Annotated in this window: 25 protein-coding genes and 1 pseudogene; 16 read left to right on the top strand and 10 right to left on the bottom strand. The window is 72.3% G+C overall.

The window, feature by feature from the left end:
• Window positions 1-11: 11 nt before the first annotated feature.
• The 4 genes from AC5WAM_RS13630 to AC5WAM_RS13615 all read right to left on the bottom strand — a co-directional run bounded on the left by AC5WAM_RS13630 (window position 12) and on the right by AC5WAM_RS13615 (window position 2,721).
• Window positions 12-488 carry a MarR family winged helix-turn-helix transcriptional regulator gene (locus AC5WAM_RS13630; RefSeq protein WP_366790194.1) on the bottom strand — a complete coding sequence of 159 codons (477 nt, stop codon included), beginning with the start codon at window positions 486-488 and terminating at the stop codon, window positions 12-14.
• A gap of 118 nt (window positions 489-606) precedes the next feature.
• Complete coding sequence (locus AC5WAM_RS13625; RefSeq protein WP_366790193.1) at window positions 607-1,434, bottom strand: AIM24 family protein; 828 nt, start codon at window positions 1,432-1,434, stop codon at window positions 607-609.
• Window positions 1,431-2,081 carry an AIM24 family protein gene (locus AC5WAM_RS13620; RefSeq protein ID WP_366790192.1) on the bottom strand — a complete coding sequence of 217 codons (651 nt, stop codon included), beginning with the start codon at window positions 2,079-2,081 and terminating at the stop codon, window positions 1,431-1,433. The genes AC5WAM_RS13625 and AC5WAM_RS13620 overlap by 4 nt, the downstream gene beginning before the upstream one ends.
• Before the next feature lies 1 nt (window position 2,082).
• Window positions 2,083-2,721, bottom strand: coding sequence for an AIM24 family protein (locus tag AC5WAM_RS13615; protein WP_366790191.1), 639 nt, complete (start codon window positions 2,719-2,721; stop codon window positions 2,083-2,085).
• Between the two features lie 144 nt (window positions 2,722-2,865).
• Here AC5WAM_RS13615 and AC5WAM_RS13610 point away from each other — a divergent pair, with 144 nt between their 5' ends.
• From AC5WAM_RS13610 to glxA, 7 genes are all read left to right on the top strand, one after another.
• A complete protein-coding gene (locus AC5WAM_RS13610) occupies window positions 2,866-3,210 on the top strand; it encodes a DUF3817 domain-containing protein (protein ID WP_366790190.1) in 345 nt (114 codons plus the stop codon).
• A complete protein-coding gene (locus AC5WAM_RS13605) occupies window positions 3,207-3,503 on the top strand; it encodes an MTH1187 family thiamine-binding protein (protein ID WP_138961865.1) in 297 nt (98 codons plus the stop codon). Before AC5WAM_RS13610 ends, AC5WAM_RS13605 begins: the two co-directional genes overlap by 4 nt.
• 183 nt (window positions 3,504-3,686) lie before the next feature.
• A complete protein-coding gene (locus tag AC5WAM_RS13600; protein ID WP_495522741.1) occupies window positions 3,687-4,409 on the top strand; it encodes a hypothetical protein in 723 nt (240 codons plus the stop codon).
• Window positions 4,406-5,086 carry a DUF4166 domain-containing protein gene (locus AC5WAM_RS13595; protein WP_366790188.1) on the top strand — a complete coding sequence of 227 codons (681 nt, stop codon included), beginning with the start codon at window positions 4,406-4,408 and terminating at the stop codon, window positions 5,084-5,086. The genes AC5WAM_RS13600 and AC5WAM_RS13595 overlap by 4 nt, the downstream gene beginning before the upstream one ends.
• Window positions 5,083-5,712, top strand: a complete 630-nt coding sequence (locus AC5WAM_RS13590; protein ID WP_495522740.1) for a TetR/AcrR family transcriptional regulator — start codon at window positions 5,083-5,085, stop codon at window positions 5,710-5,712. The genes AC5WAM_RS13595 and AC5WAM_RS13590 overlap by 4 nt, the downstream gene beginning before the upstream one ends.
• A gap of 139 nt (window positions 5,713-5,851) precedes the next feature.
• The gene (locus tag AC5WAM_RS13585) at window positions 5,852-7,627 is read left to right on the top strand and encodes a glycosyltransferase family 2 protein (protein ID WP_495522739.1); all 1,776 of its coding nucleotides are present in this window, start codon (window positions 5,852-5,854) and stop codon (window positions 7,625-7,627) included.
• A 4-nt stretch (window positions 7,628-7,631) separates the two neighbouring features.
• Window positions 7,632-9,611, top strand: coding sequence for a radical copper oxidase GlxA (glxA, locus tag AC5WAM_RS13580; protein ID WP_495522738.1), 1,980 nt, complete (start codon window positions 7,632-7,634; stop codon window positions 9,609-9,611).
• A gap of 30 nt (window positions 9,612-9,641) precedes the next feature.
• Here the strand turns inward: glxA and AC5WAM_RS13575 are convergent, their stop codons facing one another.
• The 3 genes and pseudogenes from AC5WAM_RS13575 to AC5WAM_RS13565 form a co-directional block, all read right to left on the bottom strand.
• Window positions 9,642-10,394, bottom strand: coding sequence for a 2-phosphosulfolactate phosphatase (locus AC5WAM_RS13575; protein ID WP_495522737.1), 753 nt, complete (start codon window positions 10,392-10,394; stop codon window positions 9,642-9,644).
• Between the two features lie 55 nt (window positions 10,395-10,449).
• Window positions 10,450-11,475: a glycoside hydrolase family 6 protein gene (locus tag AC5WAM_RS13570; protein WP_366790182.1), complete on the bottom strand. Its 1,026-nt coding sequence runs from the start codon at window positions 11,473-11,475 to the stop codon at window positions 10,450-10,452.
• Between the two features lie 133 nt (window positions 11,476-11,608).
• Window positions 11,609-11,839 (bottom strand): annotated as a pseudogene (locus AC5WAM_RS13565) (ArsR/SmtB family transcription factor); the annotation flags it as partial.
• Window positions 11,840-12,007: 168 nt separating this feature from the next.
• Between AC5WAM_RS13565 and AC5WAM_RS13560 the strand changes: the two are divergent.
• The 3 genes from AC5WAM_RS13560 to icmA all read left to right on the top strand — a co-directional run bounded on the left by AC5WAM_RS13560 (window position 12,008) and on the right by icmA (window position 14,689).
• A complete protein-coding gene (locus tag AC5WAM_RS13560; RefSeq protein ID WP_138961873.1) occupies window positions 12,008-12,517 on the top strand; it encodes a MarR family winged helix-turn-helix transcriptional regulator in 510 nt (169 codons plus the stop codon).
• A gap of 66 nt (window positions 12,518-12,583) precedes the next feature.
• On the top strand, window positions 12,584-12,916 hold the full coding sequence (locus AC5WAM_RS13555; RefSeq protein ID WP_171075864.1) for a DUF3817 domain-containing protein: 333 nt from the start codon (window positions 12,584-12,586) through the stop codon (window positions 12,914-12,916).
• Between the two features lie 72 nt (window positions 12,917-12,988).
• On the top strand, window positions 12,989-14,689 hold the full coding sequence (gene icmA / locus AC5WAM_RS13550) for a coenzyme B12-dependent isobutyryl-CoA mutase large subunit (RefSeq protein WP_495522736.1): 1,701 nt from the start codon (window positions 12,989-12,991) through the stop codon (window positions 14,687-14,689).
• Window positions 14,690-14,912: 223 nt separating this feature from the next.
• Here icmA and AC5WAM_RS13545 read toward each other — a convergent pair whose 3' ends face one another.
• Window positions 14,913-16,313, bottom strand: coding sequence for a sensor histidine kinase (locus tag AC5WAM_RS13545; protein WP_495522735.1), 1,401 nt, complete (start codon window positions 16,311-16,313; stop codon window positions 14,913-14,915).
• On the bottom strand, window positions 16,310-17,032 hold the full coding sequence (locus AC5WAM_RS13540) for a response regulator transcription factor (RefSeq protein ID WP_366790177.1): 723 nt from the start codon (window positions 17,030-17,032) through the stop codon (window positions 16,310-16,312). Before AC5WAM_RS13540 ends, AC5WAM_RS13545 begins: the two co-directional genes overlap by 4 nt.
• Before the next feature lie 156 nt (window positions 17,033-17,188).
• Between AC5WAM_RS13540 and AC5WAM_RS13535 the strand changes: the two genes are divergently transcribed.
• Complete coding sequence (locus AC5WAM_RS13535; protein ID WP_495522734.1) at window positions 17,189-18,394, top strand: UDP-N-acetylglucosamine--N-acetylmuramyl-(pentapeptide) pyrophosphoryl-undecaprenol N-acetylglucosamine transferase; 1,206 nt, start codon at window positions 17,189-17,191, stop codon at window positions 18,392-18,394.
• Entirely contained in the window at window positions 18,391-19,404 is a 1,014-nt protein-coding gene (locus AC5WAM_RS13530) for a GDP-mannose 4,6-dehydratase (protein ID WP_366790176.1), read from the top strand. The genes AC5WAM_RS13535 and AC5WAM_RS13530 overlap by 4 nt, the downstream gene beginning before the upstream one ends.
• 323 nt (window positions 19,405-19,727) lie before the next feature.
• On the opposite strand, the gene AC5WAM_RS13525 is transcribed toward AC5WAM_RS13530, so the two are convergent.
• Window positions 19,728-20,372, bottom strand: coding sequence for a TetR/AcrR family transcriptional regulator (locus AC5WAM_RS13525; RefSeq protein WP_495522733.1), 645 nt, complete (start codon window positions 20,370-20,372; stop codon window positions 19,728-19,730).
• A gap of 391 nt (window positions 20,373-20,763) precedes the next feature.
• On the opposite strand from AC5WAM_RS13525, the gene AC5WAM_RS13520 reads away from it, so the two are divergent.
• The 4 genes from AC5WAM_RS13520 to AC5WAM_RS13505 all read left to right on the top strand — a co-directional run bounded on the left by AC5WAM_RS13520 (window position 20,764) and on the right by AC5WAM_RS13505 (window position 25,294).
• On the top strand, window positions 20,764-21,732 hold the full coding sequence (locus tag AC5WAM_RS13520) for a tetratricopeptide repeat protein (RefSeq protein WP_495522732.1): 969 nt from the start codon (window positions 20,764-20,766) through the stop codon (window positions 21,730-21,732).
• 705 nt (window positions 21,733-22,437) lie between these two features.
• Window positions 22,438-23,064, top strand: coding sequence for a DUF6230 family protein (locus AC5WAM_RS13515; protein ID WP_366790173.1), 627 nt, complete (start codon window positions 22,438-22,440; stop codon window positions 23,062-23,064).
• 207 nt (window positions 23,065-23,271) lie between these two features.
• The gene (locus AC5WAM_RS13510; protein WP_495522731.1) at window positions 23,272-23,847 is read left to right on the top strand and encodes a DUF6114 domain-containing protein; all 576 of its coding nucleotides are present in this window, start codon (window positions 23,272-23,274) and stop codon (window positions 23,845-23,847) included.
• Window positions 23,848-23,926: 79 nt separating this feature from the next.
• Window positions 23,927-25,294: a hypothetical protein gene (locus AC5WAM_RS13505; protein ID WP_495522730.1), complete on the top strand. Its 1,368-nt coding sequence runs from the start codon at window positions 23,927-23,929 to the stop codon at window positions 25,292-25,294.
• The last annotated feature ends 3 nt before the right edge of the window (window positions 25,295-25,297 follow it).

Below are 25,297 nucleotides of genomic sequence, written 5' to 3'. Positions count from 1 at the left end.
CAGCGGCAGCGTCACGGCTTGCCGCGCAGGCCGCGCAGGTGCTCCGCGATCGGTGTCAGTGCCTTGTGCAGGTCGCCGAGGGCCTCCGGCGAGATGAGGTCGACGAAGTGCTGGCGCACGGACGACACGTGGTGCGGTGCGACGCGCTTCATCGTGGCCATGCCCTCGTCGGTGAGCACGGTGAACAGGCCGCGCCGGTCGGACTCGCAGTTCTCGCGCCGGACCAGGCCCGCGTTCTCCATGCGTGTGATCTGGTGCGACAGGCGGCTCTTGGACTGCAGGGTGGCGGTCGCGAGGTCGCTCATGCGCATGCGCAGGTCTTCGGACTCGGAGAGATGTACGAGGATGTCGTAGTCGTTCATGGTCAGGTTGAACGGCTGGAGATCCTTCTCCAGCTGGTACGTCAGCATCCTGTTGACCTCCACGTGGGTGCGCCAGGCGCACTGTTCCTCGTTGGTCAGCCACTGCGGGGCCGTCTCGGTCTCCATGGAATCGATTCTACCTAAGAAGTTGAATGATGAACGAGTGAAGGGGTGTGACACGGCTCGCACCCCCCGGGAGACCGAGGGGCACAGGCGTTCGCCGTCACACTCCGCAGACTACCGCTCACAGGCCGAAGCGACGCTGGAGGCTGCCTAGTTGTCCGGGAAGGCGCGGTCCGAGCGGCTGCTGTCCACGTTGGCCATGTTGCCCGCCCTGGCCGGAGGAGCCGTGTCCGCCCGAGCCGCCGCCGGTGCCCGCCGCACCCGGCACCCCGGCCTGCTGCGGGAGCGCGCCGGTGTCCACGCCGTCCATCAGGGACTCCGAGGACTGGAGCAGGACCGTGCCCGCGCCCACGAACTCGAACTGGTGCTCCTCGCCCGATGTGCCGCCGATGCCGGTCAGTGCGCGCAGGCCGCCGAGCACCCCCGTCATGTACCCGTGGTCGTAGTGGTGGCAGGGGGACGGGCAGTCCGCCCAGCCGACGAGGGCCTGCGGGTCCACGCGGATCGGCGGCTCCATGAACACCACGGGACCGCTGGAGACCGCCACGAACTTGCCCGTGCCGATCAGGGTCAGAAAGCCCGGGACGATGGACTGCTTCAGCGAAAGACTTGGCTGAAAAGCGAGGAGGTTCCCCGCGCGGATCGTCAGGTTGCCGTCCTCGAGGTCGTACGAGTTGGCGTCGAAGGCGCGGTCGGCGAGCAGCATCTTGCCCTCGCCCTCGGCCACCACCCAGTCGCTGGCGTGCAGCGGGGAGTGGAAGGACGTGCGCAGGAGGCGGTCGAGGCGGCCGTGGCCGATGCCGTTGAAATCGATGCGCCCGTAGTAGGCGATCATCTTGCCCTTCTGCAGGAACCACTGGCTGCCGCGCAGTTCCACGCAGAAGGTGTACGCGTTGACGTTGTCGTCGCTGGGCAGCGTCGTCGGGTCGAAGATCACGGGCGTGCTCACAGCTTCTCCTCCGAACCTTGGACGTACACCACGCCGTTGCCGCTGAGCTCCAGCTGGAACGCCTCGCCGGAGCCGCGGCCCACCATGTCGCGCCAACCGAGCGCCGTGGACAGCTTGTTGCGTACGTCACCGTGGTGCGCCACATAGGCCTGCGGGTCCACGTGGACCGGACGCTGGGGGGTGATGGGCAGCTCGACGACGCCGCCGTGGGCCATCACGGCGACCGCGCCCTGGCCCTTGAGGGACGTGGTGAACAGGCCCTGGCCCGAGATCTGGCCGCGCACCATGCCCATCACGCCGCCCTGCGAGCCGAGGAACACGGTGCCCTGCTGGAGGGTGCCGTCGAAGGCGAGCAGACGGTCCGACTCCACGTACAGCGTGTCGCCGGTCAGGGTGATCACGTGGACGTGGTGGCCGCCGTGCCCGAACATGACCGTGCCGCTGCCCTCGACGGTCATCAGCGGGACGTCCTCGTCGGCGAGGCGGCGCCCGATCATGGACATCAGGCCGCCCTGGCCGCCGGTGAGGTTCGGGGTGAAGGAGACGTCTCCCTTGTAGGCGAGCATCGCGCCGCGCTGGCTGAACAGCTTCACGCCCGGCTGCACGGTCGCCTCGACCATCTTCGGAGTGACTTCACGGAACGGCATGTCACACGTCTCCCGCGATCGTTTCGCGCTCGCTGGGCTGGACGTACACCAGGCCCTCGCCCTCGAAGCGGATTTGGAAGGCCTCGCCGCCGCCCTCGCCGAACAGATGGCGGAAGGTGACGCCGGACTGGAAGCTCTGCTTGAGATTGCCCTGGTGCGCCACATAGGCGCCCGGGTCGACATGGAGCGGGTACTGCTTCGTCACGCGCAGGACGACCGCCGGGCCGTCCGAGATGATCGCCGCCTGGCCGGTGCCCTCCACGGTCGTCGTGAAGACGCCGTTCCCCTGGCTGGCGCCGCGCAGGCCCGTGAACGTGGTGCCGGTGCGCAGGCTCGCGTCCGTGCACAGCAGATTGCTCGCCTCCACGTACAGCTTCTCGCCCTGGAGGGCGACCAGGCTGATCTCCGCCGCACGGTCGGCGAACCAGCACGTGCCGTGGCCCTTCACCTCCATCACCGTCATCTGCTCATTGGTCAGACGACGGGTGACCATGCCTCGGATGCCCTCGCCGCCCCCCGTCAGTTTCTTGAAGTTCATCGTGCCGTCATAGGCGACCATCGAACCGTTCTTCGCCTTGACCGAGTCGCCTGTCATGTCGACGGCGAGCACTCTGCTGCCCTGCACTCGGAACGTAGCCACGACAGCGAAGGTATCCGCAGCGCGGTGCGCGGCGACAGGGCTTCCGACCCTGAACGCACCCCGGTAGATCCCTGATGCCACAATGGGGGGCGCTTGTGCATCCGTTCACAAGATCGACGCCGACCCCCGCCCCGAAGGTGACTCGTGGACATCAACACCGCTTCCGCACTCCGCCGCCTCCGTCTGATCTCCGTTCCGGAGGCCGTGTCCTTCCTCCTCCTGATCGTCTGCTCGGTGCTCAAGCGGACCACCGACTTCAACGCCGTGCCGGCGATGGGCATGATCCACGGCGTGCTCTTCCTGCTCTACGTGCTGTTCTGGGCCGATGCCTGGAACCGCACCAAGTGGAGTCTGAAGACGGCTGCCCTGTACTTCGTCCTCTCCGTCCTGCCGACGGGAGGCTTCTTCGCCGACCGCAAGCTCAAGCGTGAGGCCGAGGCCGCGGTCATCGCCTCGCGCGCTCGCCGCGAGGGGGTCGTGAACGCGTGATCGTCGCCTTCTCCGTGACGCCGCTCGGCGTCGGCGAGGACGTGGGGGAGTACGTCGCCGACGCCGTTCGCGTGGTGCGCGAGTCGGGCCTGCCGAACCGCACCGACGCGATGTTCACCTCCGTCGAGGGGGAGTGGGACGAGGTGATGGACGTGGTCAAGCGCGCCGTCGCCGCGGTCGAGGCCCGCGCTCCCCGCGTCTCCCTCGTCCTCAAGGCCGACGTCCGCCCCGGCGTGACGGACGGCCTGACCTCCAAGGTCGAGACCGTGGAGCGGCATCTGTCCCAAGGCTGAAGTCAGGGCTCACGCCGCGCTTCTGAAAGGCCCCCGCCGGGCACCGGCGGGGGCCTTTCGCTGTCCTCACCCGCCACCCCGGAGCGGTTGAGCGACCGCTCAAATGCCTGCTACGTTTCCATGGACGCAGTTGAGCGAGTGCTCAAAGCAGTCGCTCAAACCGTGCTGACGTGGGGGTTTCCGATGAGCCTGTACATCGAAGCGTTGATCCGCGCCGACATCGACGACCTGTGGGCGCACACCCAGGAGCCCGCCGCGCACCAGCGCTGGGACCTCCGGTTCACGGAGATCGACTATCTGCCCGCCGCGGAGGGCGAGCCGCAGCACTTCCGGTACGCCACGCGCGTGCTGCCCTTCCTCACCGTCGCCGGGACCGGCGTCAGCGCGGGCGAGAAGCGCAGGCCCGACGGCACCCGGACCTCAGCCCTCCGGTTCGCCTCGCCGCATCCGCTCTCGCTGCTCGCCGAGGGCAGCGGCTACTGGCGCTACGTGCCCACCGGCGACGGCGTCCGCTTCCTCACGGGCTACGACTACCGGCCGCGCTGGGGCCGCCCCGGCGCGCTCGCCGACCGGCTGCTCTTCCGCCCGCTCATGGGCTGGGCCACGGCGTGGTCGTTCGACCGGCTCCGGCTCTGGCTGGAGCGCGGCATCACCCCGGAGTGCGCCCTCGCCCACGCGGCCGCCGACGCCGGGGCGCGCGGCCTGGCCGTGGCCGTGGCGGGAGTGTGCGGCGGGCCGGTGGCCGCGCTCGGCGCCGCCCTGGTGGCGCTCCTGGTGCCGCCGCTGCCCGGCACGCCCGCCGCGCGGCGTTGTCTGCGCAGGCCGCCGCGGAGCACGCGGGCGCCGCGCCTCCTCCACCGCCTGTCCGCCGCCGCGCCCCTCGACCCGCAGGAGAAGCCCGCATGACCTCGATCTTCCGTACCGTCCTCGGCGCCGACTTCGAGCGGCTCCACCCGCAGCTCCAGCGGCGGTTCTCCGTCGGGCTCGACAGCGGCGAGGCCTGCGTCGGATACGGCGTGATGGACCGGATCTGGCACGGCCGCGGCTTTGTGAAGCCGTTCCTCGCGGTCGGCGCGACGCGGCACATCCTCGTCCCGCGCACCGGCCGGAACGTCCCCTTCACCATCGAGAACGTGCCGTACGCCGACACCTTCGGGCGTGAGACGGTGAGCTTCGTGCGCACCTTCCACTTCCCCGGGCGGGCCCGGCGCTTCGACGCCCAGATGGTCCTCGCCCCCGAGGGCGACCGCGTGCTCGACTACCTCGGCACGCACCAGCACCTCGCCAGCGACCTGCACTTCGCGGCCGAGCCGGACGGCTCCCTCGTCATCCGCTCCGGAGAGCACCGGTTCCGGGAGGGCCCGGTGGACGTCCGCGTGCCGGACCTCCTCGGCGGCGACGCCGAGGTCCGCGAGTCCTACGACGACGCCGCCGGGTGCTTCCGCATCCGGGTCCGGGTCGCCAACCGGTACGCGGGGCCGCTGTTCGGGTACGAGGGCCGGTTCCGGACCGCGTACCGGGACGTGCGGGAGTGCGGGGTGCGGCCCGGTCTGCGGCCCGTGCGCGAGGAGGTGCGCGCGTGAGCGCGGAGACCCGCGAGAAGCTCCTCCAGGGGGCGCTGCGCACGCTCACCGAGCAGGGCATCGCCAAGACGTCCGCGCGCAGCGTGGCGGCCGCCGCCGGGGTGAACCAGGCGCTCGTCTTCTACCACTTCGGGTCGGTCGACGACCTGCTCTCGGAGGCCTGCCGGTACGGCACGGAGCAGCGGGTCGCCCGCCACCGGGACGCCCTCGCCGCGATCTCCACGCTCGGGGAGCTCCTGGAGTTCGGGCGGCGGATGCACGAGGAGGAGCGCGCGGCGGGGTCCGTGGCCGTGCTCGGGCAGCTGCTCGCCGGGGCGCAGACCCAGCCGCGGCTCGCCGCGGCGACGGCGGCGGGGCTCTCGCTGTGGGTCACGGAGGTCGAGAAGGTCCTCGTGCGGGTGCTCGGGGCGTCGCCGCTCGGCGGGTTCGTGGACGCGGTGGGGCTCGCGCGGGCGGTGGCGGCGTCGTTCGTGGGGATCGAGCTGTACGAGGGGGTGGACGCGGACGGGGCGGGGCGGGCGCTCGACGCCCTGGAGGACCTGGGGGCCCTGGTCGCCGCCCTGGACGACCTGGGTCCCGTGGCCCAGCGGGCCGTACGCCACCGCCTGCGGCGGGCGACGCGCTGACCCGTGCCCTCTTTCGGGCCCCGCTGGGGGTGCGGGGGAGCGGGAAACACCACCCGGCCAGCCGCGCCCGGTTCGACACGCCGTCGAATGTCCCTTTTTGTTTGGTTATCGGCTTGATTGATGACCAGAGGAGGGCGCTGTGCGGCCGGAGGGCTACGACTACGACACCCACAGCCGGCTGGCCGGTCCGCTCACGCAGCCCGAGGAGGGCCGCCACGGCTACCGGGTCCAGTACAGGTCGCTCCTCGCCGGCGAGCCCCGCCGAATACGCGCCGTCCTGCTGATGACGCTCGCCCCGCTGCTCACCGGCGTCCTGCTGGTGTACCTGGTCTGGCCCACGCACTGGACCGAGCGCGAGGGCGGCGACCGCTGGCTGGTCGGCCTCGATGTGACGATGCTCGTCGCGATCGGCCTCATCGAGCTGTTCATGCTGGTCAACGTCGTGTCGATCGCGCACGCGACGATGGTGGCCCGCGACCCCGTGCCGGTGGTGCCCGAGCCGGGCACCCGCGTCGCGTTCCTGACGACGTACGTACCGGGCAAGGAGCCGCTCCCCATGGTCCGCGCCACGCTGGAGGGCGCCGTGCGGATACACCACACGGGGCCGCTCGACGTGTGGCTGCTCGACGAGGGCGACGACGACGAGGCGAAGGCCCTGTGCGCGGAGCTCGGCGTGCGGCACTTCACCCGCAGCGGCGTCCCGGAGTGGAACCGCAAGAAGGGCCCGCACAAGACCCGCACCAAGCACGGGAACTACAACGCCTGGCTTGCGATGCACGGCGACGACTACGACTTCTTCGCCTCCGTCGACACCGACCACGTCCCGCTGCCGAACTTCCTGGAGCGGATGATGGGCTTCTTCCGGGACCCGGACGTCGCGTTCGTCGTCGGCCCGCAGGTGTACGGCAACTACGTCTCGCCCGTCACCAAGGCCGCCGAGTCGCAGCAGTTCCTGTTCCACGCGCTGATCCAGCGGGCCGGGAACCGCTACCGGGCGCCCATGTTCGTCGGCACCAACAACGTGGTGCGGATCGCCGCCCTGCGGCAGGTCGGCGGCCTCTACGACTCGATCACCGAGGACATGGCCACCGGCTTCGAGCTGCACCGGCACCGCAACCCCGCGACGCGGCGGCACTGGCGGTCCGTGTACACCCCGGACGTGCTCGCCGTCGGCGAGGGCCCGGCGTCCTGGACGGACTTCTTCACCCAGCAGATGCGCTGGTCGCGCGGCACCTACGAGACGCTGTTCAAGCAGTACTGGAAGGCGCCGTTCACGATGCCGCCCGGGCGGCTGTTCTCGTACACCCTGATGCTCGTCTACTACCCGATGACGGCCGTCAACTGGCTCCTCGGCATCCTCAGCTGCGTCCTGTTCCTGTGGTTCGGGGCCTCGGGCACACAGGTCGCCGCGTCCGTGTGGCTCATGCTCTACAGCGACGCCGCGGCCCTCCAGATCGGCCTCTACCTCTGGAACCGGCGGCACAACGTCTCGCCCCACGAACCCGAGGGCTCCGGCGGCCTCGCGGGCATGGCGATGTCCGCGCTCTCCGCGCCCATCTACGCCAAGTCGCTCGGCGCCGCGCTCCTTCGCCGCCCGAGCCGCTTCGTCGTCACGCCCAAGGGCTGCGGCGCCACGTCCGACCGGCTGCTCACCTTCCGCGTCCATCTGTTCTGGGCCGCGGTGCTCGCCAGCTCGCTCGTCGCCTCGTTCGTCCTCGGCCACACCCATGTGGCCATGCGTACCTGGGCCGTGCTCGCCATGGCCATCTCGCTCGCCCCGGTGACGGTGTGGGGCGTCACCGCCCTCAGGGAGCGCCGGGCCCGCAAGGCGGCGCGGCAGCGGCTCGCGGAGCGCGGGACCGACGGCGAGCCGGAGCCCGCGTTCGCCACCGGCACGACCACTGGAGGTAACTGACGCCATGGCCCTGCGCCTCTCGAAGCTCTCCAAGCGTTCCAAGAAGATCGCGTTCGGCGCCGGCGCGGGCGCGCTGCTCATCGGCCTCAACGCCCCCGCCGCCGTCTCCTTCGCCGAGGAGAAGTACCACGCGTACAAGATCTCCCAGCCCGGATACAAGAAGAAGTACGGGTCGTGGCGGCAGGTCGGCATTCCCGAGGAGTTCCGTACGAACGCCATCCACGCGGCGCTCCTGCACACCGGCAAGGTGCTGATCGTCGCGGGCTCCGGCAACGAGCAGAAGAAGTTCGACGCCGGGTCCTTCGACACGATCCTGTGGGACCCGAAGAAGAACACCTTCAAGAAGGTGCCGACCCCGGTGGACTTCTTCTGCGCCGGGCACGCCCAGCTGCCCGACGGACGGCTGCTCGTCGCCGGGGGCACCGCCCGCTACGAGCTGCTCGACGGCGAGGTGGAGCGCGCGGGCGGCGGCATGCGCGTGAAGAACGAGAACCCGGACAAGGCGGTCGTCCTGAAGAAGGGCACCAAGTTCCGCTCGCCGTCGGGCGTCGAGTACATCAGCAAGTTCGACGTGGAAGTCCCCAAGGCCAAGCGGGACTTCCAGATCACGTACTCCAAGTCCGGTGTGATGCAGCCCTGGAAGACGAAGGTCACCGCGAGCGAGGCCCGGGTCTTCGTGGAGGCCGCGCAGGAGGGCAAGGAGGCGGTCACCGAGAAGTCCGCGCAGTACGAGATCGAGGGCCTCACCGGCAAGGAGGCCGACAACACGTACGGCATCGCCGAGAAGCTCACCATGGACAAGCAGGACTTCCAGGGCATCAAGGCGGCGTACGAGTTCGACCCGGTGGCCGAGCGGTACGTGGCCGTCGAGCCGATGGACAAGGCGCGCTGGTACCCCACGCTCGTGGGCCTCGACGACGGCCGGGTGCTCGCGGTGTCCGGGCTCGACGACGTCGGCGTCATCGACCCCGGCGACAACGAGATCTACGACCCGAAGACCAAGAAGTGGACCGACGGGCCCAAGCGCTACTTCCCGAGCTATCCGGCGCTGTTCCTCACCAAGGGCGGCAAGCTCTTCTACCCCGCGTCCAACGCCGGGTACGGGCCCGCGGACAAGGGGCGCAAGCCGGGCCTGTGGGACCTGGAGACCAACACCTTCACCAAGGTGCCGGGGCTCGCCGACCTCGACCAGACCGAGACGTCCGCGTCCGTGCTGCTTCCGCCCGCCCAGGACCAGAAGGTGATGATCCTCGGCGGGGGCGGCGTCGGCGAGTCGGACAAGGCCACGCGCCGCACGGCCGTGATCGACCTGAAGGAGGCCGCCCCCTCCTTCAAGACCGGGCCGCGGCTGCCGCAGGGCACCCGCTATCTGAACAGCGTGATCATGCCGGACGACTCCGTGTTCACCACCAACGGCTCGTCCGACTACCGCGGCCGCAGCGGCAGCAACATCCTCAAGGCGCAGTTCTACGACCCCAAGGCCGACGGCGGGCGCGGCGCCTTCCGCACCGCGGCCGAGCCCACGGTGGGCCGCAACTACCACTCCGAGGCGCTGCTGCTCCCCGACGGGCGCGTGGCCACCTTCGGCTCCGACCCGCTCTTCGACGACGAACAGAACACCAAGCTGGGCCACTTCGAGCAGCGCATGGAGATCTTCACCCCGCCCGCGCTGCACAAGGCGGGCAAGGACCGCCCCGTCCTCGGCGAGGGCCCCGAGGCCCTGCCCGCGGACGGCCGCGCCACCTTCCGCACGCCGCACCCCGAGAAGCTCGCCTCGGCCCGGCTCATGCGCCCGAGCGCGGTCACGCACACCACGGACGTCGAGCAGCGCTCCATCGCGCTCGGCCTGACGAAGGGCAAGGGCTCGGTGACGGTGGAGGTGCCGCGCGGCGACGCGGCGCTCGTGCCGCCCGGCTGGTACATGCTGTTCGTGACGGACGCGGACGGGGCCTCCTCCGAGGCCAAGTGGGTGCACGTCAAGTAGCACGTCGAGCGGCCCGGGCGCGGCGGAGGCTCACGCGGGCACGAACGCCCCGTGCCGCAGGACGGGGACCTGGGTGCTCGCGTCCAGCTCCGTCGCGACGGCCACGTCGTCGGCGAAGCCGTCGTCGGCCAGCTCCCGTCCGGAGGAGCTGGCCGCGACGGCCGCCCCGAGGTCCGCGGCCGCGGCGAACGAGGCCGCGGCCGCGGCGGCCTCCGGCGAGAGCCCGGTGCCGCCGTGCCGGCACAGGGCCGCGATCACCGCGCCCGCGCCGAGCAGGTCCTCGACGGCGGGCCGCAGGGTGCCGTCGGGCCACCGCTCGCCCGCCGCTATCACCCCGACGGGCCGCTCGGCGGTGCCGAGGCCCCGCCCGGCGAGCCAGCGCCCCACGGCGGAGCCGTTGCGCAGCGACCCGGCGGCCACGTCCGCGCCGCCCGCGGCGGCGGCGATCGCCGAACCGTTCGGGGACGGCAGCACCAGGCGCTCGGTGAAGGGGGCGCGCCGCAGGGCCGCGGGGGACAGGGACCACGGCGTTGCCGCGGTGACCGCGCGCCGCCCCACCGCCAGGCTGGCGTCCAGCTGCCGGGCGAACGCCGTGGCGCTCTCGTCCCGCCACGCGCAGGGGAAGACCCGCGCCCCGGCCTCCACGGCGACCGACACCGACGTGGTGAAGGACAGCACGTCGACCACCACCAGGCAGGACACGGCCGGTGCCAGCTGCTTGGCCCCGGCCGGGCCCCACTCGAACCGAACGCCGTAGCCCGCTTGCGACAAGTCATCGCGCATGTGCCCCGAGGCTGCCAGCCCCGGGGCGCTTTGGCCAGAGTGATCAGCGGGCGGGCTACGCCTTCGCGTTGCGGACGAGCCCGAGCGCGTAGTCCGGCCACCACTGCCCGGCTGCGGGGCCGCCCCGGCACGGGCCGTCGGAGTCGCCGGGCCGCTTGATCCACAGATAGGCGTCGAGCAGCGGGTCGCCGGTCCTGTCGGTGGGCGGGGTGCCGAGGCCGCGGCCCGGCGGGTTGCACCAGGCGTCCTGGCGGTCGCCCGCGAGGGGGCCCCGGCCGTTGCGGCTGGTGTCCATGACGAAGTGCTTGCCGCCGATCGTCCCGGACAGCGTGCGGCCGTAGGCCTTGGTGGTCTCGTCGCTCTGGAAGTTGGAGACGTTCAGCGAGACGCCGTCGGCCGCGTCGACGCCCGCCTGCCGCAGCGGCTGCGTCAGCTTGCGGGCGTCGGCGATCCAGCCGGGGTTGCCCGCGTCCAGGTAGACCTTGACGCGCGGCTGCCGCTTGAGCCGCTGGATCGCCTCGGAGAGCAGCTGGTAGCGCTCCTCGTGGTACTGGCCCGGCGTGCAGCCGTCCACGATGTGCGGGATCGCGTCCGGCTCCAGGATCACCAGGGCCGGGCTCTCCCCGATGGCGGCGGCGAAGGAGCCGAGCCACTGCCGGTAGTACCCGGCGTCGGGCGCGCCGCCCGCGGAGTGCTGCCCGCAGTCGCGGTGCGGGATGTTGTACGCCACGAGCACGGCCGTGCGCCCCTCCTGGGCGGCGCCCGCGGTGGCCTCGCGGATGTCCGGGGCCGGGTCGTCGCCCGCGGGCCACACCGCCATCGGCTGCTCGGCGATCCGCTTGAGCGCCTCGGCGTCCCGGGTGCGGCCCTCCTGCGCCCACGCGCGCACCTGCCGGGCGGCCGCGCTCTGCGGGTCCACCCAGAAGGAGTGCGACGCCGCCTTCGCGCCCGTGGGGGGCGCGGCCTCCTTCTTGCCGGAGCCGCCGGAGTCGCCGGAGCCCGGCCCGGACGAGCACCCCGCCGCGAGCCCGAAGGCGGCGACGGCCGTGAGTGCCGTGAACGTACGGAGCAGCCGGTGCATCCAGCCCCCTAGGGCGACGGTGACGTGACGTACGGGTGGGTGCCCGGCAATCGTGGCATAGGGGATTAATCGCCCGGGGGCACGACACCGCCGACGGCGCCGGGCGTCAGCCGCCCGTCGGACACGCGGCGCGTCAGCCGCCCGTGCTGAGCGCGATGCCGAGCGGCGTGCGCTCGTACAGGACCTGACGGCCGTACCGGCGCGACAGGAGCAGGCCCGCCCCGCGCAGCGCGGCCAGGTGCGCGGACACCGACGACGGGGCGAGGCCGAGCCGCTCGGCGAGCGCGGAGGTGGTGGCGGGCTCCACGAGCGCGACGAGCACGGCGGCCCGGCCCCGCCCGAGGAGCCGCGCCGCCGTGCTCGGCACGGTCTGCTGCGTCCTCCTGGCGCGGGAGGTCCGCGTCACCGCACCGCGTGCGCCGGTGGCGCCCGCGTGCCCTCTGACCGGCGCACGCGCCCCGGAAAGCGAACGCGCTGCCGAATCGTGAGACTGGGGCTGACCGCCCCGGGCCCGGCGGCTAAGGTCGACGCTGTGCCGAAGCCGCTCAGTCTCCCCTTCGATCCGATCGCCCGCGCCGACGAGCTCTGGAAGCAGCGCTGGGGGTCCGTGCCCGCCATGGGCGCGATCACCTCCATCATGCGCGCCCAGCAGATCCTGCTCGCCGAGGTCGACGCGGTCGTCAAGCCGTACGGACTGACCTTCGCGCGCTACGAGGCCCTGGTGCTGCTCTCCTTCTCCAAGGCGGGCGAGCTGCCGATGTCCAAGATCGGCGAGCGCCTCATGGTGCACCCCACCTCCGTCACCAACACCGTCGACCGCCTGGTCCGCTCCGGCCTGGTCGACAAGCGCCCGAACCCGAAGGACGGCCGCGGCACCCTCGCCTCCATCACCGACAAGGGCCGCGAGGTCGTCGACGAGGCCACCCGCGAGCTGATGGCCATGGACTTCGGCCTCGGTGTGTACGACGCCGAGGAGTGCGGGGAGATCTTCGCGATGCTGCGGCCGCTGCGCGTCGCCGCGCAGGACTTCGCGGACGAGTGAGCGCGGGGCACGGCGCCCCGTAGGGCCCCCGAAGATCGCGTAAACCGGACGGTTACGCTCATAGTCATGAAACGAAGCGTGCTGACCCGCTACCGGGTGATGGCCTACGTCACCGCCGTCATGCTCCTCATCCTCTGCGCCTGCATGGTGGCGAAGTACGGCTTCGAGAAGGGCGAGGACCTGACGCTCGTCGTCTCGCAGGTCCACGGCGTCCTCTACATCATCTATCTGATCTTCGCCTTCGACCTGGGCTCCAAGGCGAAGTGGCCGTTCGGCAAGCTGCTGTGGATCCTGGTGTCCGGCACCATCCCGACGGCGGCGTTCTTCGTCGAGCGCAAGGTCGTGCGCGAGGTGGAGCCGCTGCTCACCGACGCGTCGCCGGTCATCGCCAAGGCGTAACCACACCGCCACGGGGCGTCCCGTGGCGGTCAGCCATCGACATTTACTAGGACGTCCAAGTAAATTGGAGGCATGGACGCTCACGCCATCGAGGAGGGCCGCCGTCGCTGGCAGGCCCGGTACGACGCCGCGAAGAAGCGCGACGCCGATTTCACGACGCTCTCCGGTGACCCGGTCGAGCCTGCCTACGGGCCCCGGCCCGGGGACACGTACGAGGGCTTCGAACGGATCGGATGGCCGGGCGAATATCCGTTCACGCGCGGCCTCTATCCCACCGGGTACCGGGGCCGCACCTGGACCATCCGCCAGTTCGCCGGCTTCGGCAACGCCGAGCAGACGAACGAGCGGTACAAGATGATCCTCGCCGCGGGCGGCGGCGGCCTCTCCGTCGCCTTCGACATGCCGACGCTGATGGGCCGCGACTCCGACGATCCGCGCTCCCTCGGCGAGGTCGGCCACTGCGGCGTCGCCATCGACTCGGCCGCCGACATGGAGGTCCTGTTCCGGGCCATCCCGCTCGGTGACGTCACGACGTCCATGACGATCTCCGGCCCCGCCGTCCCCGCCTTCTGCATGTACCTGGTCGCCGCCGAGCGCCAGGGCGTCGACCCGCGCGTGCTGAACGGCACGCTCCAGACCGACATCTTCAAGGAGTACATCGCGCAGAAGGAGTGGCTCTTCGAGCCCGAGCCCCATCTGCGCCTCATCGGCGACCTCATGGAGCACTGCGCCCGCGAGATCCCCGCGTACAAGCCGCTCTCCGTCTCCGGCTACCACATCCGCGAGGCGGGCGCGACGGCCGCGCAGGAGCTGGCGTACACGCTGGCCGACGGCTTCGGGTACGTGGAGCTCGGGCTCAGCCGCGGCCTCGACGTGGACGTCTTCGCGCCCGGCCTGTCCTTCTTCTTCGACGCCCACGTCGACTTCTTCGAGGAGATCGCCAAGTTCCGCGCCGCGCGCCGGATCTGGGCCCGCTGGATGAAGGAGGTGTACGGCGCCAGGACCGACAAGGCGCAGTGGCTGCGCTTCCACACGCAGACGGCCGGTGTCTCCCTGACGGCCCAGCAGCCGTACAACAACGTGGTGCGCACGGCCGTGGAGGCCCTCGCCGCCGTGCTCGGCGGCACCAACTCCCTGCACACCAACGCCCTCGACGAGACCCTCGCGCTGCCCAGCGAACAGGCCGCGGAGATCGCGCTGCGCACCCAGCAGGTCCTGATGGAGGAGACCGGCGTCGCCAACGTCGCCGACCCGCTGGGCGGCTCCTGGTACGTGGAGCAGCTCACCGACCGCATCGAGGCCGACGCCGAGAAGATCTTCGAGCAGATCAAGGAGCGTGGCCTTCGCGCCCACCCGGACGGGCAGCACCCCATCGGGCCCATCACCTCCGGCATCCTGCGCGGCATCGAGGACGGCTGGTTCACCGGCGAGATCGCCGAGTCCGCCTTCCGCTACCAGCAGTCCCTGGAGAAGGGCGACAAGCGGGTCGTCGGCGTCAACGTCCACCACGGGTCCGTGACCGGGGACCTGGAGATCCTGCGCGTCAGCCACGAGGTGGAGCGGGAGCAGGTGCGGCTGCTCGCCGACCGCAAGGCGCTGCGCGACGACGCCCGGGTGCGGGGCGCGCTCGACGCGATGCTCGCCGCCGCGCGGGACGGGTCCAACATGATCGGGCCCATGCTCGACGCGGTGCGGGCGGAGGCGACGCTCGGGGAGATCTGCGGGGTCCTCCGGGAGGAGTGGGGCGTCTACACGGAGCCCGCGGGCTTCTGACCCTCGCGGGTGCGCCCCAGGCCCGCCCCTTCCCGATCCGGGGGCTGCCGCCCCCGTGCCCCCGCCCTTATCGGCGCTCCGCGCCTCGTCCTCAAACGCCGGACGGGCTGGACGGTGCCGCTTGCGGCTGTGTTTCAGCCCCTCCGGCGATTGAGGAGCGGGGGTCTGGGGGCGGAGCCCCCAGGAAGCGGGAAGGGGCGGGCCTGGGGCGCCCCGCGAGGGCTCACGGCCACGTCAGGCGGAAGCGGGCGCCGCCGCCCGGGGCCGCTTCCGCGCCGAGGTCCGCGCCGTGGGCGTGGGCGATCTGGCGGGCCATGGCCAGGCCGAGGCCGGACCCGGGCAGGGCGCGGGCCTTCTCGGCGCGGTAGAAGCGGTCGAAGACGTGGGGGAGGTCCTCCTCGGCGATGCCCGGCCCGTGGTCGCGGACCGTCAGCCCGCGGGCGGAGAGCGACACCTCCACGAGCCCGCCGGGAGGGCTGAACTTGGCGGCGTTGTCCAGGAGGTTGGTGACGAGCCGGGCGAGCCGCGCGGGCACGCCCGGAAGGACCCGGCCCGCCGCGTCGGGCGCGACGTCGAGGGTGAAGACGACCCCCGGCCAGTGCTCCCGCGCGGCCTCCACCACGTGCGCGACGAGCGGTACGAGCGCCACGTCCTCCAGGAGCGGCCGCGGCTCCTCGTCCCGGGCCAGCTCGATGAGGTCGTTGACGAGCCCGGTCACCTCGCGCAGCTGCCGGGCGAGCGCGCCCGAGGCCCGGTCCCGCTGGGCCTCGGTCAACAGCTCGGCCCGGGCGAGCAGTTCGGCGTTCGTGCGCAGCGCGGTGAGCGGGGTGCGCAGCTCGTGCGAGGCGTCGGCGACGAGGCGCCGGCGGGCCGCGACGGACTCCTCCAGTTCGGCGAGCATCGTGTTGAACGTGGCGGCCAGGCGCGTCACCTCGTCCTCGCGGCCCGGCGGCCCCGGCGGCAGCTCGATGCGGTGCCGGGCGTCCCGGGTCGCCGCGATGCGCTCGGCGGTCGCGGTGAGCCGGGCGACGGGCGCGAGGCCGGTCCGCGAGACCCAGTAGCCGCCGAGCGCGGAGAGCAGGATGCCCGCGCCGCCCACCGCGGACAGGATCGCGGCGGTCTGCCGCACCCCGCGCTCGGCGATGTCGGCGCGCAGCGCGACCTGCACGGCGGTGCCCTTGCCGTAGGCGGTGGTGAGCATGCGCCCCGGCTTGCCGTTGGGGAGGGTGAAGTTCGAGTAGTAAGCGGGCAGTTCGCCCGCCGCGACCCGGCGCGTGGCGCGGTTCACGGGCAGCAGGTACGGCCTTTTCGGGTCGTCGGCCGCATCGGCGGGGACGACCTGCGAGCAGGCCGGGGCGCCCAGGTAGCGGCACTCGCCCGCGAGCACGCCGTAGTCCCGGTCCTCGGCGCGGTGCTGCTGCGCGGCCAGGGTCGCGGACTGGGCCAGGTTCTGGTCGAGCTGCTGGTACAGCTTGTAGCGGAGCACGAAGAACGACGCGGTGCACACACAGATCGCGACCAGCGCCACCGCGGCGGACGCGGCCACCGAGAGCCGGGTGCGCAGCGGACGGCGCCGCCGCCAGCGGGCCCCGAGGGCGCGACGGGCGCGCCGGGCCGCGCTCACGGCGAGCCGAGCCGGTAGCCGACGCCGTGCACGGTGTGCACGAGCCGGGTCTCGCCGCCGCACTCCAGCTTGCGGCGCAGATAGCCGACGTACACCGCGAGGGAGTTGGAGTCGGGCCCGAAGTCGCGCCCCCACACCGCCTCGTGGATCAGCTCCCGCGGCAGGACCTGGCCCGCGTTGCGCAGCAGGAGTTCGAGGAGCGTGGCCTCCGTGCGGCTGAACTCGACGCGCCGCCCGCCGCGCACGCCGGTGCGGGTGCGCGGGTCCAGGGTCAGGTCCCCGTACGTCAGCTCGTCCCCGGCGTCGCCGGGATCGCCCGTCTCCGCCGCCGCGCGGCGAAGGAGCGCGCGCACCCGGGCCGCGAGCTCGTCCAGGGCGAAGGGCTTGACCAGGTAGTCGTCGGCGCCCGCGTCGAGCCCGTCGACCCGGTCGCTCACCGCGTCCAGGGCGGTCAGGACAAGGACCGGGGTGCGGTCGCCCGCCGCCCGCAGCTGACGGCAGACGGCGAGCCCGTCCATGACGGGCATCATCACGTCGAGCACCACGAGACCAGGCTCCCACCGGGCCACGGCGGTCAGCGCCTGCTGGCCGTCCGCGGCCCCGCGGACCAGATAGCCCTCGACGGTGAGCGCGTCCTCCACGGCGGCCCGTACCTCGGGGTCGTCGTCGACGACGAGCACCTTGGCGGCGGGGCCGCGGGACCCGGCGGCGGCCGTCACGACGCGCTCACCGCCGCCACCACGGCCGCGGCCCGGTCCCGCGAGCGGCCGTCGGCGCCCTCGCCGCGCCCCCTGTGTCTCATCTCGTTCATGCACCAAAGGTGCCAAACACCGCTCTTAAAACCCTCTTAGAGCAGGCGTGGACGGTGAGTCGGCATGAAGCCAACCGTCACTTCCGTCACCGTGCCAAGCCCGCCCAGGCCCCTGTCCGTCGTGATCGGCGCGGGCGGCACCGGCGGGCACATCTACCCGGGCCTCGCCCTCGCCGACGCCCTGCGCCGGGCCGTGCCCGGCGCCGTGGTCTCGTTCGTGGGCACCGAGCGGGGCCTGGAGACCCGGCTCATCCCCGAGGCCGGGTACCGCCTGCACACCGTCGACATGATCCCCTTCGACCCGGCGCTCGGGGCGAAGCGCTACCTGCTGCCCGCGGCCCTCCTGAAGTCCGGCGCCCAGTGCCGGACCATCCTGCGAGCGCAGGGCGCCCACGTCGCCGTCGGCATGGGCGGCTACCCGAGCGCCCCCGTCATCGTCGGCGCCCGGATGGCGGGCCTGCCCAGCCTCATCCACGAGTCCAACGCCGTCCCCGGCCGCGCCAACCGCTTCGCCGCGCGCCTCACCCCGCACATCGCCGTCGCCTTCGACCGCAGCCGCGCCCACCTGCCCGGCGGCCACCGCGCCCACACCACCGGCATGCCCATCGCCGACGCCCTGGCCCGCCTGGACCGGGCCGCGCTGCGCGCCGACGCCCGCCGCGCGCTCGGCGTGCCGGACGGGGCGCGGCTGCTCCTCTTCAACGGCGGCAGCCTGGGCGCGGCCCGCCTCACCGGGGCCGCGCTCGCGCTCGCCGCGCGCTGGCGCCACCGCGCCGACGTCCATCTGCTGATCAAGACCGGGCCCGCCGCGCTCGACGAGGCGCGGGCCCGGCTCGCGTACGACGGCGGCGACGCCGTCGCCCGCGCCGTGCCCTATCTGGACCGGATGGACCTCGCGTACGCCGCCGCCGACCTGGTGGTGTGCCGCGCGGGCTCGGCGACCGTCGCCGAACTGGCCAGCACCGGGGTGCCCGCCGTCCTCGTGCCCTATCCGCACGCGCCCGGCGACCACCAGACCCACAACGCGCGGGTCCTGTCCGACGCGGGCGCGGGCCTCCTGCTGCCCGACGCGGACGTCACCGCCGACCGCCTCGCCGACCTCGTCGGGCCGCTCCTCGACTCCCCGGCACGGCTCGCCGCCATGAGCGGCGCCGCCGACCCGGGGCCGCACGCCCGCGCCGCCGACCTGCTCGCGGCGCGCGTCCTCGACCTCGCCCACGGGGCCGGGTCCGCCCACCACCCCTCCACCCACTGGGAGAACGCCGCATGACCACGCCCACTCCGCTGTCCTCGTTCGACTGGAACGACCGCACCGTCCTCGTCACCGGCGCCGAGGGCTTCATCGGCTCCACCCTCGTCGACCTGCTCCTGGAGCGCGGCGCGCGCGTCCGCGCCTTCGTGCACTACAAGCCGTACGGGGAGAAGGGGAACCTGGCGCATCTGCTCGGCGACCCGAGGGTCGAGTTCCTCGCCGGTGACGTACGCGACCCGGGGCGCGTGTCCGACGCCGTCGCCGGCTGCGACACCGTCTTCCACCTGGCGGCCCTCATCGGCATCCCGTACTCGTACGACTCTCCCGGCGCGTACGTGCAGACGAACGTCGTGGGCACCGAGAACGTCGCGGAGGCCTGCCGCAGGCACGCGGTGCGGCGGCTCGTCCACACGTCCACGAGCGAGGTGTACGGGACCGCGCGGGCGGTGCCGATCAGCGAGAGCCACCCGCTGCAGCCGCAGTCCCCGTACTCCGCCTCGAAGATCGGCGCCGACATGGCGGTGCTCTCGCACTGGCACGCCTTCGAGCTGCCGGTGGCGGTCGTGCGGCCCTTCAACACGTACGGGCCGCGGCAGTCGGCGCGGGCCGTGATCCCCACCATCCTCGCCCAACTGCACTCCGGGGCGCGGGAGATCAAGCTCGGCTCGCTCACGCCGACGCGTGACTTCACGTACGTCACCGACACCGCGCGCGGGTTCCTCGCCGTCGCCGAGAGCGAGCGGGCGCTCGGGCACGTGGTGAACCTCGGGGTCGGGCGGGAGATCTCCATCGGGGAGCTGGCGGAGGCGCTGGTCGCTGCGAGCGGGCGGGAGGCTCGGGTCGTGGTCGATCCCGCGCGGCTCCGGCCCGCCGGGAGCGAGGTGGAGCGCCTCGTCTCCGACAACTCCCGGGCCCGGGAGTGGGCCGGCTGGACGCCGGAGGTCTCCCTCAAGGACGGCCTCCGCCGCACCTCGGCCTGGGTCGAGGCCAACCTCTCCCTCTTCGCCCCGACCCGCTACCAGGTCTGACCCGGGGCCCCGGCCCTGGAGGCGGGCCGTCACCCCGCCCGCCCCCCCCCGCCGCTACCGCGGCGGGTTGTCTCCCGCCCGCTCCCCCCGTGCCTGCCCCAGCGACCTGGCCGGGCCCCGACCTGGCGGCTCTCGCGCCGTCGTCGTCTGCCCGCCGCTGCCGCGGCGGGTTGTCTCCCGCCCGCTCCCCGGCCTGGCGGCTCTCGCGCTGTCGTCCGTCGGAGGGGGGCGGGGGGCAACGACGGCGCTCGGCCGACAGATCCAGCCCGTCCGGCGATTGAGGACGAGCGCGGTGGTTCGAGCGGGTGCGAGGGGCCGGGGAGCTAAGGGGCGTCCGGCGCCTGGCCGGACGTCGCGGAGAGGCCGCCCAGGAGGAGGAGGGTGAAGCTGTGGGCCCAGGCCGGATCTACCGGCTCCGCGCTGACGAGGGCCCGGTGCACCACGGCTCCGGCGATGACGTCGAAGATGAGGTCGGCGGTGCGGGCGGCAGCCGTCGCGTCGGGCTCGACGGGCAACTCGCCCCGCGCCTGCGCCCGCTGCCTCCCTTCGAGCACGAGCCGCTTCTGCCGCTCGACGATGGAGCCGCGGACCCGTTCCCGCAACGGGGCGTCCGTCGTGGACTCCGCGACCACCGCCATCAGGGCCGTCTTCGTCTCGGGCCGCCCGAGCAGCGCCGCGAACTGCAGGACCACGCTCTCGATGTCCGTGGCGAGGCTGCCGCTGTCGGGCAGTTCGAGCTCGTCGAAGAGCTCCGCCACCGCGTCCACGACCAGCTCGCTCTTGCCCGCCCAGCGCCGGTAGAGGGTCGTCTTGGCGACCCCGGCCCGCGTCGCCACGTCGCCGAGGGTCAGCTTCGTCCAGCCGAGGTCGACCAGGGCCTCGCGGGTCGCTTCGAGGATGGCGGTGTCCGCCTCGGCGCTGCGCGGGCGGCCTCCGGCACGGGCGGACGGTGTACTGCGGCTCTGCATGCCCGCGACCATACCGGCCAGTACGGCCACGACGGCCAGCCGCGAGTGAGGGAGATCACGCGGGGCCCCGTGCCGGGCCGGACCGGATCCAGTTACGCTACGACCCGTAGCGAAAGCCGCGCGCGGAGGCCGTACGGCCGCATCCCGCGGCGAGGCGCTGCGAGCGAACCTCTACCGCCCCAGGGCGGCAACCACGAGCACGGGGTGGGGACCCCGAGCGACAAACGGTACGAACGGTCCTCCTCGGGACCCGCGCCCCGGTCCGTCCGGTCGGCCCCGCAATCCGGCGGGGGACCGCGAGCGGACGAGGGAGCGAAGCGACTTCCCTGGAAGCGCGGTGGCGGAAGACGGGCGGGCGCGGTTCCCGCACGGCTTGGGGGAGGATGTACTCATGCAGCCACGGAACATGTCCATGAGCGGAGTCGTCGACCTCGCCGCGGTGAAGGCGGCCCAGGAGGCCAAGGCGAAGGCGGAGCAGGCGCGCGCCGAAGCGGCACGGCACGGCGGCGGCGGGGCCGTCACCCCCGCGAGTCTCGTCATCGACGTCGACGAGGCGGGTTTCGAGCGCGACGTACTGCAGCGGTCCACCGAAGTGCCCGTCGTCATCGACTTCTGGGCCGAGTGGTGCGAGCCGTGCAAGCAGCTCAGCCCGCTCCTCGAGCGGCTGACGCAGGAGTACAACGGCCGCTTCCTGCTCGCGAAGATCGACGTCGACGCGAACCAGATGCTGATGCAGCAGTTCGGCGTGCAGGGCATCCCCGCGGTGTTCGCGGTGGTCGCGGGCCAGGCCCTGCCGCTCTTCCAGGGCGCGGCCCCCGAGGCCCAGATCCGCCAGACCCTGGACCAGCTGGTCCAGGTCGCGGAGGAGCGCTTCGGGCTCACCGGTCTGACCGTCGACGCGGACGCCGCCGCCGACGCGCAGCCCGCGCCCGTCCCCGCGGGGCCGCACGACGCCGCGCTCGCGGCCGCCGTCCAGGCCCTGGACGCGGGCGACTTGGGCGGCGCCGTCCGGGCGTACGAGAACGTGCTGAGCGACGACCCCGCCAACACCGAGGCCAAGCTCGGCCTCGCCCAGGCCCAACTCCTGCTCCGCGTCCAGGACATGGACCCGGCGGCCGTCCGCAAGGACGCCGCCGAGAAGCCCGGCGACGCCCGCGCGCAGATCGCGGCGGCCGACCTCGACCTGGTCGGCGGGCACGTCGAGGACGCCTTCGGGCGGCTCGTGGAGACGGTCCGGCGCACGGCGGGCGAGGAGCGGGACGCCGCCCGGGTGCGGCTGCTCGAACTCTTCGAGGTGGTGGGCGCGGACGACCCGCGCGTGACGGCGGCGCGCACGGCGCTCGCCCGCGTGCTCTTCTGAGCCGCGCTCCGGGCGCGCCTGCGCCCGGAGTCCGGCATTCCGCCGGATTTGCCCCGGCCTGCCCGGCGATCCGTCCGCTGACCGGTCACGTCGGGCCGGGGCTCGTGGTGTCCAAGTGAAAAGTCAGTCCCCGCAGTGCCACAGTGGCCGCGTTTTGCCAAATCTTGGCAAACGCGGCCACTGTTACTTGGAGTAAGTCCGGGGTGTAATTCTGTCCACTTCTGTTCGGCAATATCCGGATCATTCCGGTCTGTTGGAACCACCGTGTGTCGCTGATCGACGCCGAGCCGTCAGGCTTCGGTTATCCGACCGTTACCGGCCAGTAATGAACCCCCTTGTGCGGGCGCCGAGAATGCACCACGATCGGCCACGCTCGGTCCATTGCCCGCAGCCCGACGGCCAGTCGGGAGACGGGTTTTCTGGGTCCCCACCGAGTAGGCCGGCGGCGCCGTCGCCGGTCTGGGACAGGGGGGTCTCTGCCCGTAGTCGCGGCAGGGCCTGTCCCGGCAGGGTTGTGCGTGATGAGTCAGGCGCGACCAGTGGTTGTCGCTCGGGGGCGATCGCCGGTGCCCCAGGCGCGATGTGTGCTTGGCGACACGGGCGCTCTCCTGACCGAGGACGTAGCACTTCTCCCATCCCCGCTCCGCTGAACCGACCCCTCGGGACCAGTGGGACGGAGATGCACGTCCGAGAAGGAGGAAAGTCATGGAGTCCGTGGCTCGTGGCGGAACCAGATGGAAGCGGTTCGCCGTGGTCATGGTGCCGAGCGTCGCGGCGACGGCCGCGATAGGCGTGGCCCTCTCGCAGGGTGCGCTCGCGGCATCGTTCAGTGTGTCCGGTCAGCAGTTCAAGGTGACCGCCAAGGAACTCAAGGGCAAGGGCTTCGTCCAGTACGGGGCGATGGACGTCGGCAAGTCGGGCAAGCACCCGGTCGCCGTCGTCGGCCTGGACTCGGCGGAGATCACCAAGCTGTGCCAGTCCGTGGTCGTCCCGGTGCCGTTGTTCGGCAATGTGTCGATGAAGCTCAAGGCCGGTGGCGGGGACGACCCCGTCGAAGCCAAGAAGCTCTTCATCGACGCCGACGACCTGCGCGCCAACGCGACGTTCTCCAACGTCGACATCGGCGTGTCGGTCGACCGCACGACGAAGGGCCCCGGCCCGAACCCGCAGGACAAGCCCGGGAAGCAGTACGTCCCGGACTCGTTCGCGCAGCAGGCCGACGAGGTGCTCTTCACCGATGTGGAGCAGCGCGCGTGGGCGACGAGCGCGGGCACGTTCAAGCTCTCCGGCCTGCACATGTCGGTCCAGAAGGGCAAGCACGAGTGCTACTGAGGCGGTCGTCGTCTCGGTCTCCCCAGTCCCCCTCGTCCGCTTCGCTCCACCGAGCCGCAGCGGGGACCACGGCCGAGGCCATCACCGGCTGAGCCGCACTCGTTGCGCTGAACGGCCGGGCGCGGGGGCGCCACGTCTTCAACCAGCCGTCCCCGTGCCCGCATCCGACACACAGAACGAAACGCCATACCCGAGGAGCTGTACGACATGAGCGCCGAAGCGCAAGTGGGCCTTGGTAGCAAGCTTGGCCGGATGCGCCGGGGTTTCCGAGGGTGGCGCGGTCAGCGCCCGTTCTGGGGTGGCCTGCTGACGCTGCTCGGCGGCATCCCGATCATGTACTTCCCGTACGCGAACCTCACGCTCGGCACCCTGACCGTCCGGATGGCGACCACCGCCGGGGCCGGATCGCTGATCATCGGCGTGCTGTTGGTCGTGCTCGGCCTGACCATGTGGTTCCAGCCGCAGTCCCGCGTGTTCGCGGGCGTCGCGGCGATCCTGCTCGCCCTGGTCTCCCTGGTGGTGTCCAACTTCGGCGGCTTCGTCATGGGCTTCCTGCTCGCCCTCGTCGGCGGCGCGCTCGGCATCTCCTGGGTGCACGAGAAGCCACAGAGGCCCGTGAGACGGCGCGCGAAGGCGCCGGACACCGGGGGCTTCGCCGGTGGTGCCCCTCAGGCGGCGGCGGGGGCCGCGCACGAGGCGGCGCCCGGGGCGGACGGCACCACCGATGACTTGTCAGGAACGAGCCCGAGCAACGGGACGAACGGGAGGCACCGTGCCGACTGACGAGGTGCGCCGCGGGACCGATGCGGTCACGTCCCGTACGAGAACGGGGCCGCGCCACGCGGCCCCCAAGAAGCCGCTGTTGACTCGTGTACCCGTCGGCAAGGCGATCGCCCTCGCGGCCATGCCCACCGCCGTCCTCATGGGGATGGGGCTGACGCCGCAGCTTGCACAGGCGAAGCCCGGTGTGCCCGAGAACCCCTTCCAGGACGGGCCGTGCGTGACGGCCCCCGACGAGCCGGCCAAGGACGCCGAGGACGCCGGGAAGGCCGAGAAGGACGCCGCCGACAAGGCCGCCGCGGAGAAGGCGGAGCGCAAGGCCGAGCGCGAGGCCGCGCGCAAGAAGCAGGCCGAGGACGCGCGGAAGCGGGCCGAGGACGCGAAGAAGAAGCTCGACGAGAAGGGCGACGCGGGCGAGCCGTCGCCTTCGCCCTCCGTGGAGACTCCCGAGAGGGTGCGGCCGTCACCGTCCGCCGGGGCCGACAAGGCCGACGGGGCCGACAAGGCCGACGGCACCAAGGCTCCGGAGTCGGAGCCGTCCAAGCCCACCGACCCGCTGGACCCGCTGGGCGTCGGCGACGCCCTCAAGGACCTCCTGACGCCGGACGGGCCCCAGAAGGAGTCCCCGCAGGGCAAGGACGCCGAGGACGGCGGCGGCGAGGACGCGCAGGAGGTCAAGGGCGACGGCAGCCGGGACGGCAGGGCCACCAAGCCCGGCGAGGACACCGCCGACAAGGCGAAGGACACCGCCGACAAGGCGAAGGACACCGCCGAGGACGCCTGGGACAAGGCCGGGGATGAGATCGACAAGGCCAAGGACGAGGCCGGGAACCAGACCGACGACAAGGCCGAGGACAAGGCCGAGGACAAGGACAACGCCGACGACGACACGGACGCCGACGGCAAGAAGGACGACGCCGACCCGGAGGAGTCGAAGGACCCCATGGCCCCGGACGAGAACGGCAAGAAGCCGTTCCCGTGCGTCGTGGAGAAGAAGGTGGACGGCGACGACGAGCAGTCGCCCGCGCCGATCCCGAACCAGCCGTGGCACCTGGAGGCCAGCTCCCTGCTGCTCAAGGGGGCCGACTACAAGGGCGTCGTGAACCTGAAGATGCCCAACGGCCAGACCAAGCAGGCCCTGAAGTACGTCATCAGCGGCGGCACGGACATCGGGGACCTGCACCAGATCGTCGACGGCCCGGGCGGCAAGAAGTACCACGTGCGGGCCGCTGAAGGCTCCATGTCCACGATCCGCAACGGCGACACGACGATGTACACCGAGCGCATCTCGGGCAATCTGTTCGGCCTGATCCCGGTCACCTTCGACCCGGAGCACCCGCCGCCCCTGAACCTGCCGCTGATCTACTTCACCCAGGTGAAGGTCCAGCAGGCGGGCCAGTTCGGCGGCGACCTCACCATCCCCGGCCTGCACCAGTCGATCACCGACTGAGGC

The organism is Streptomyces sp. JLYT201, from assembly GCF_059448825.1.
This window is presented reverse-complemented; position numbering and strand designations above follow the sequence as displayed.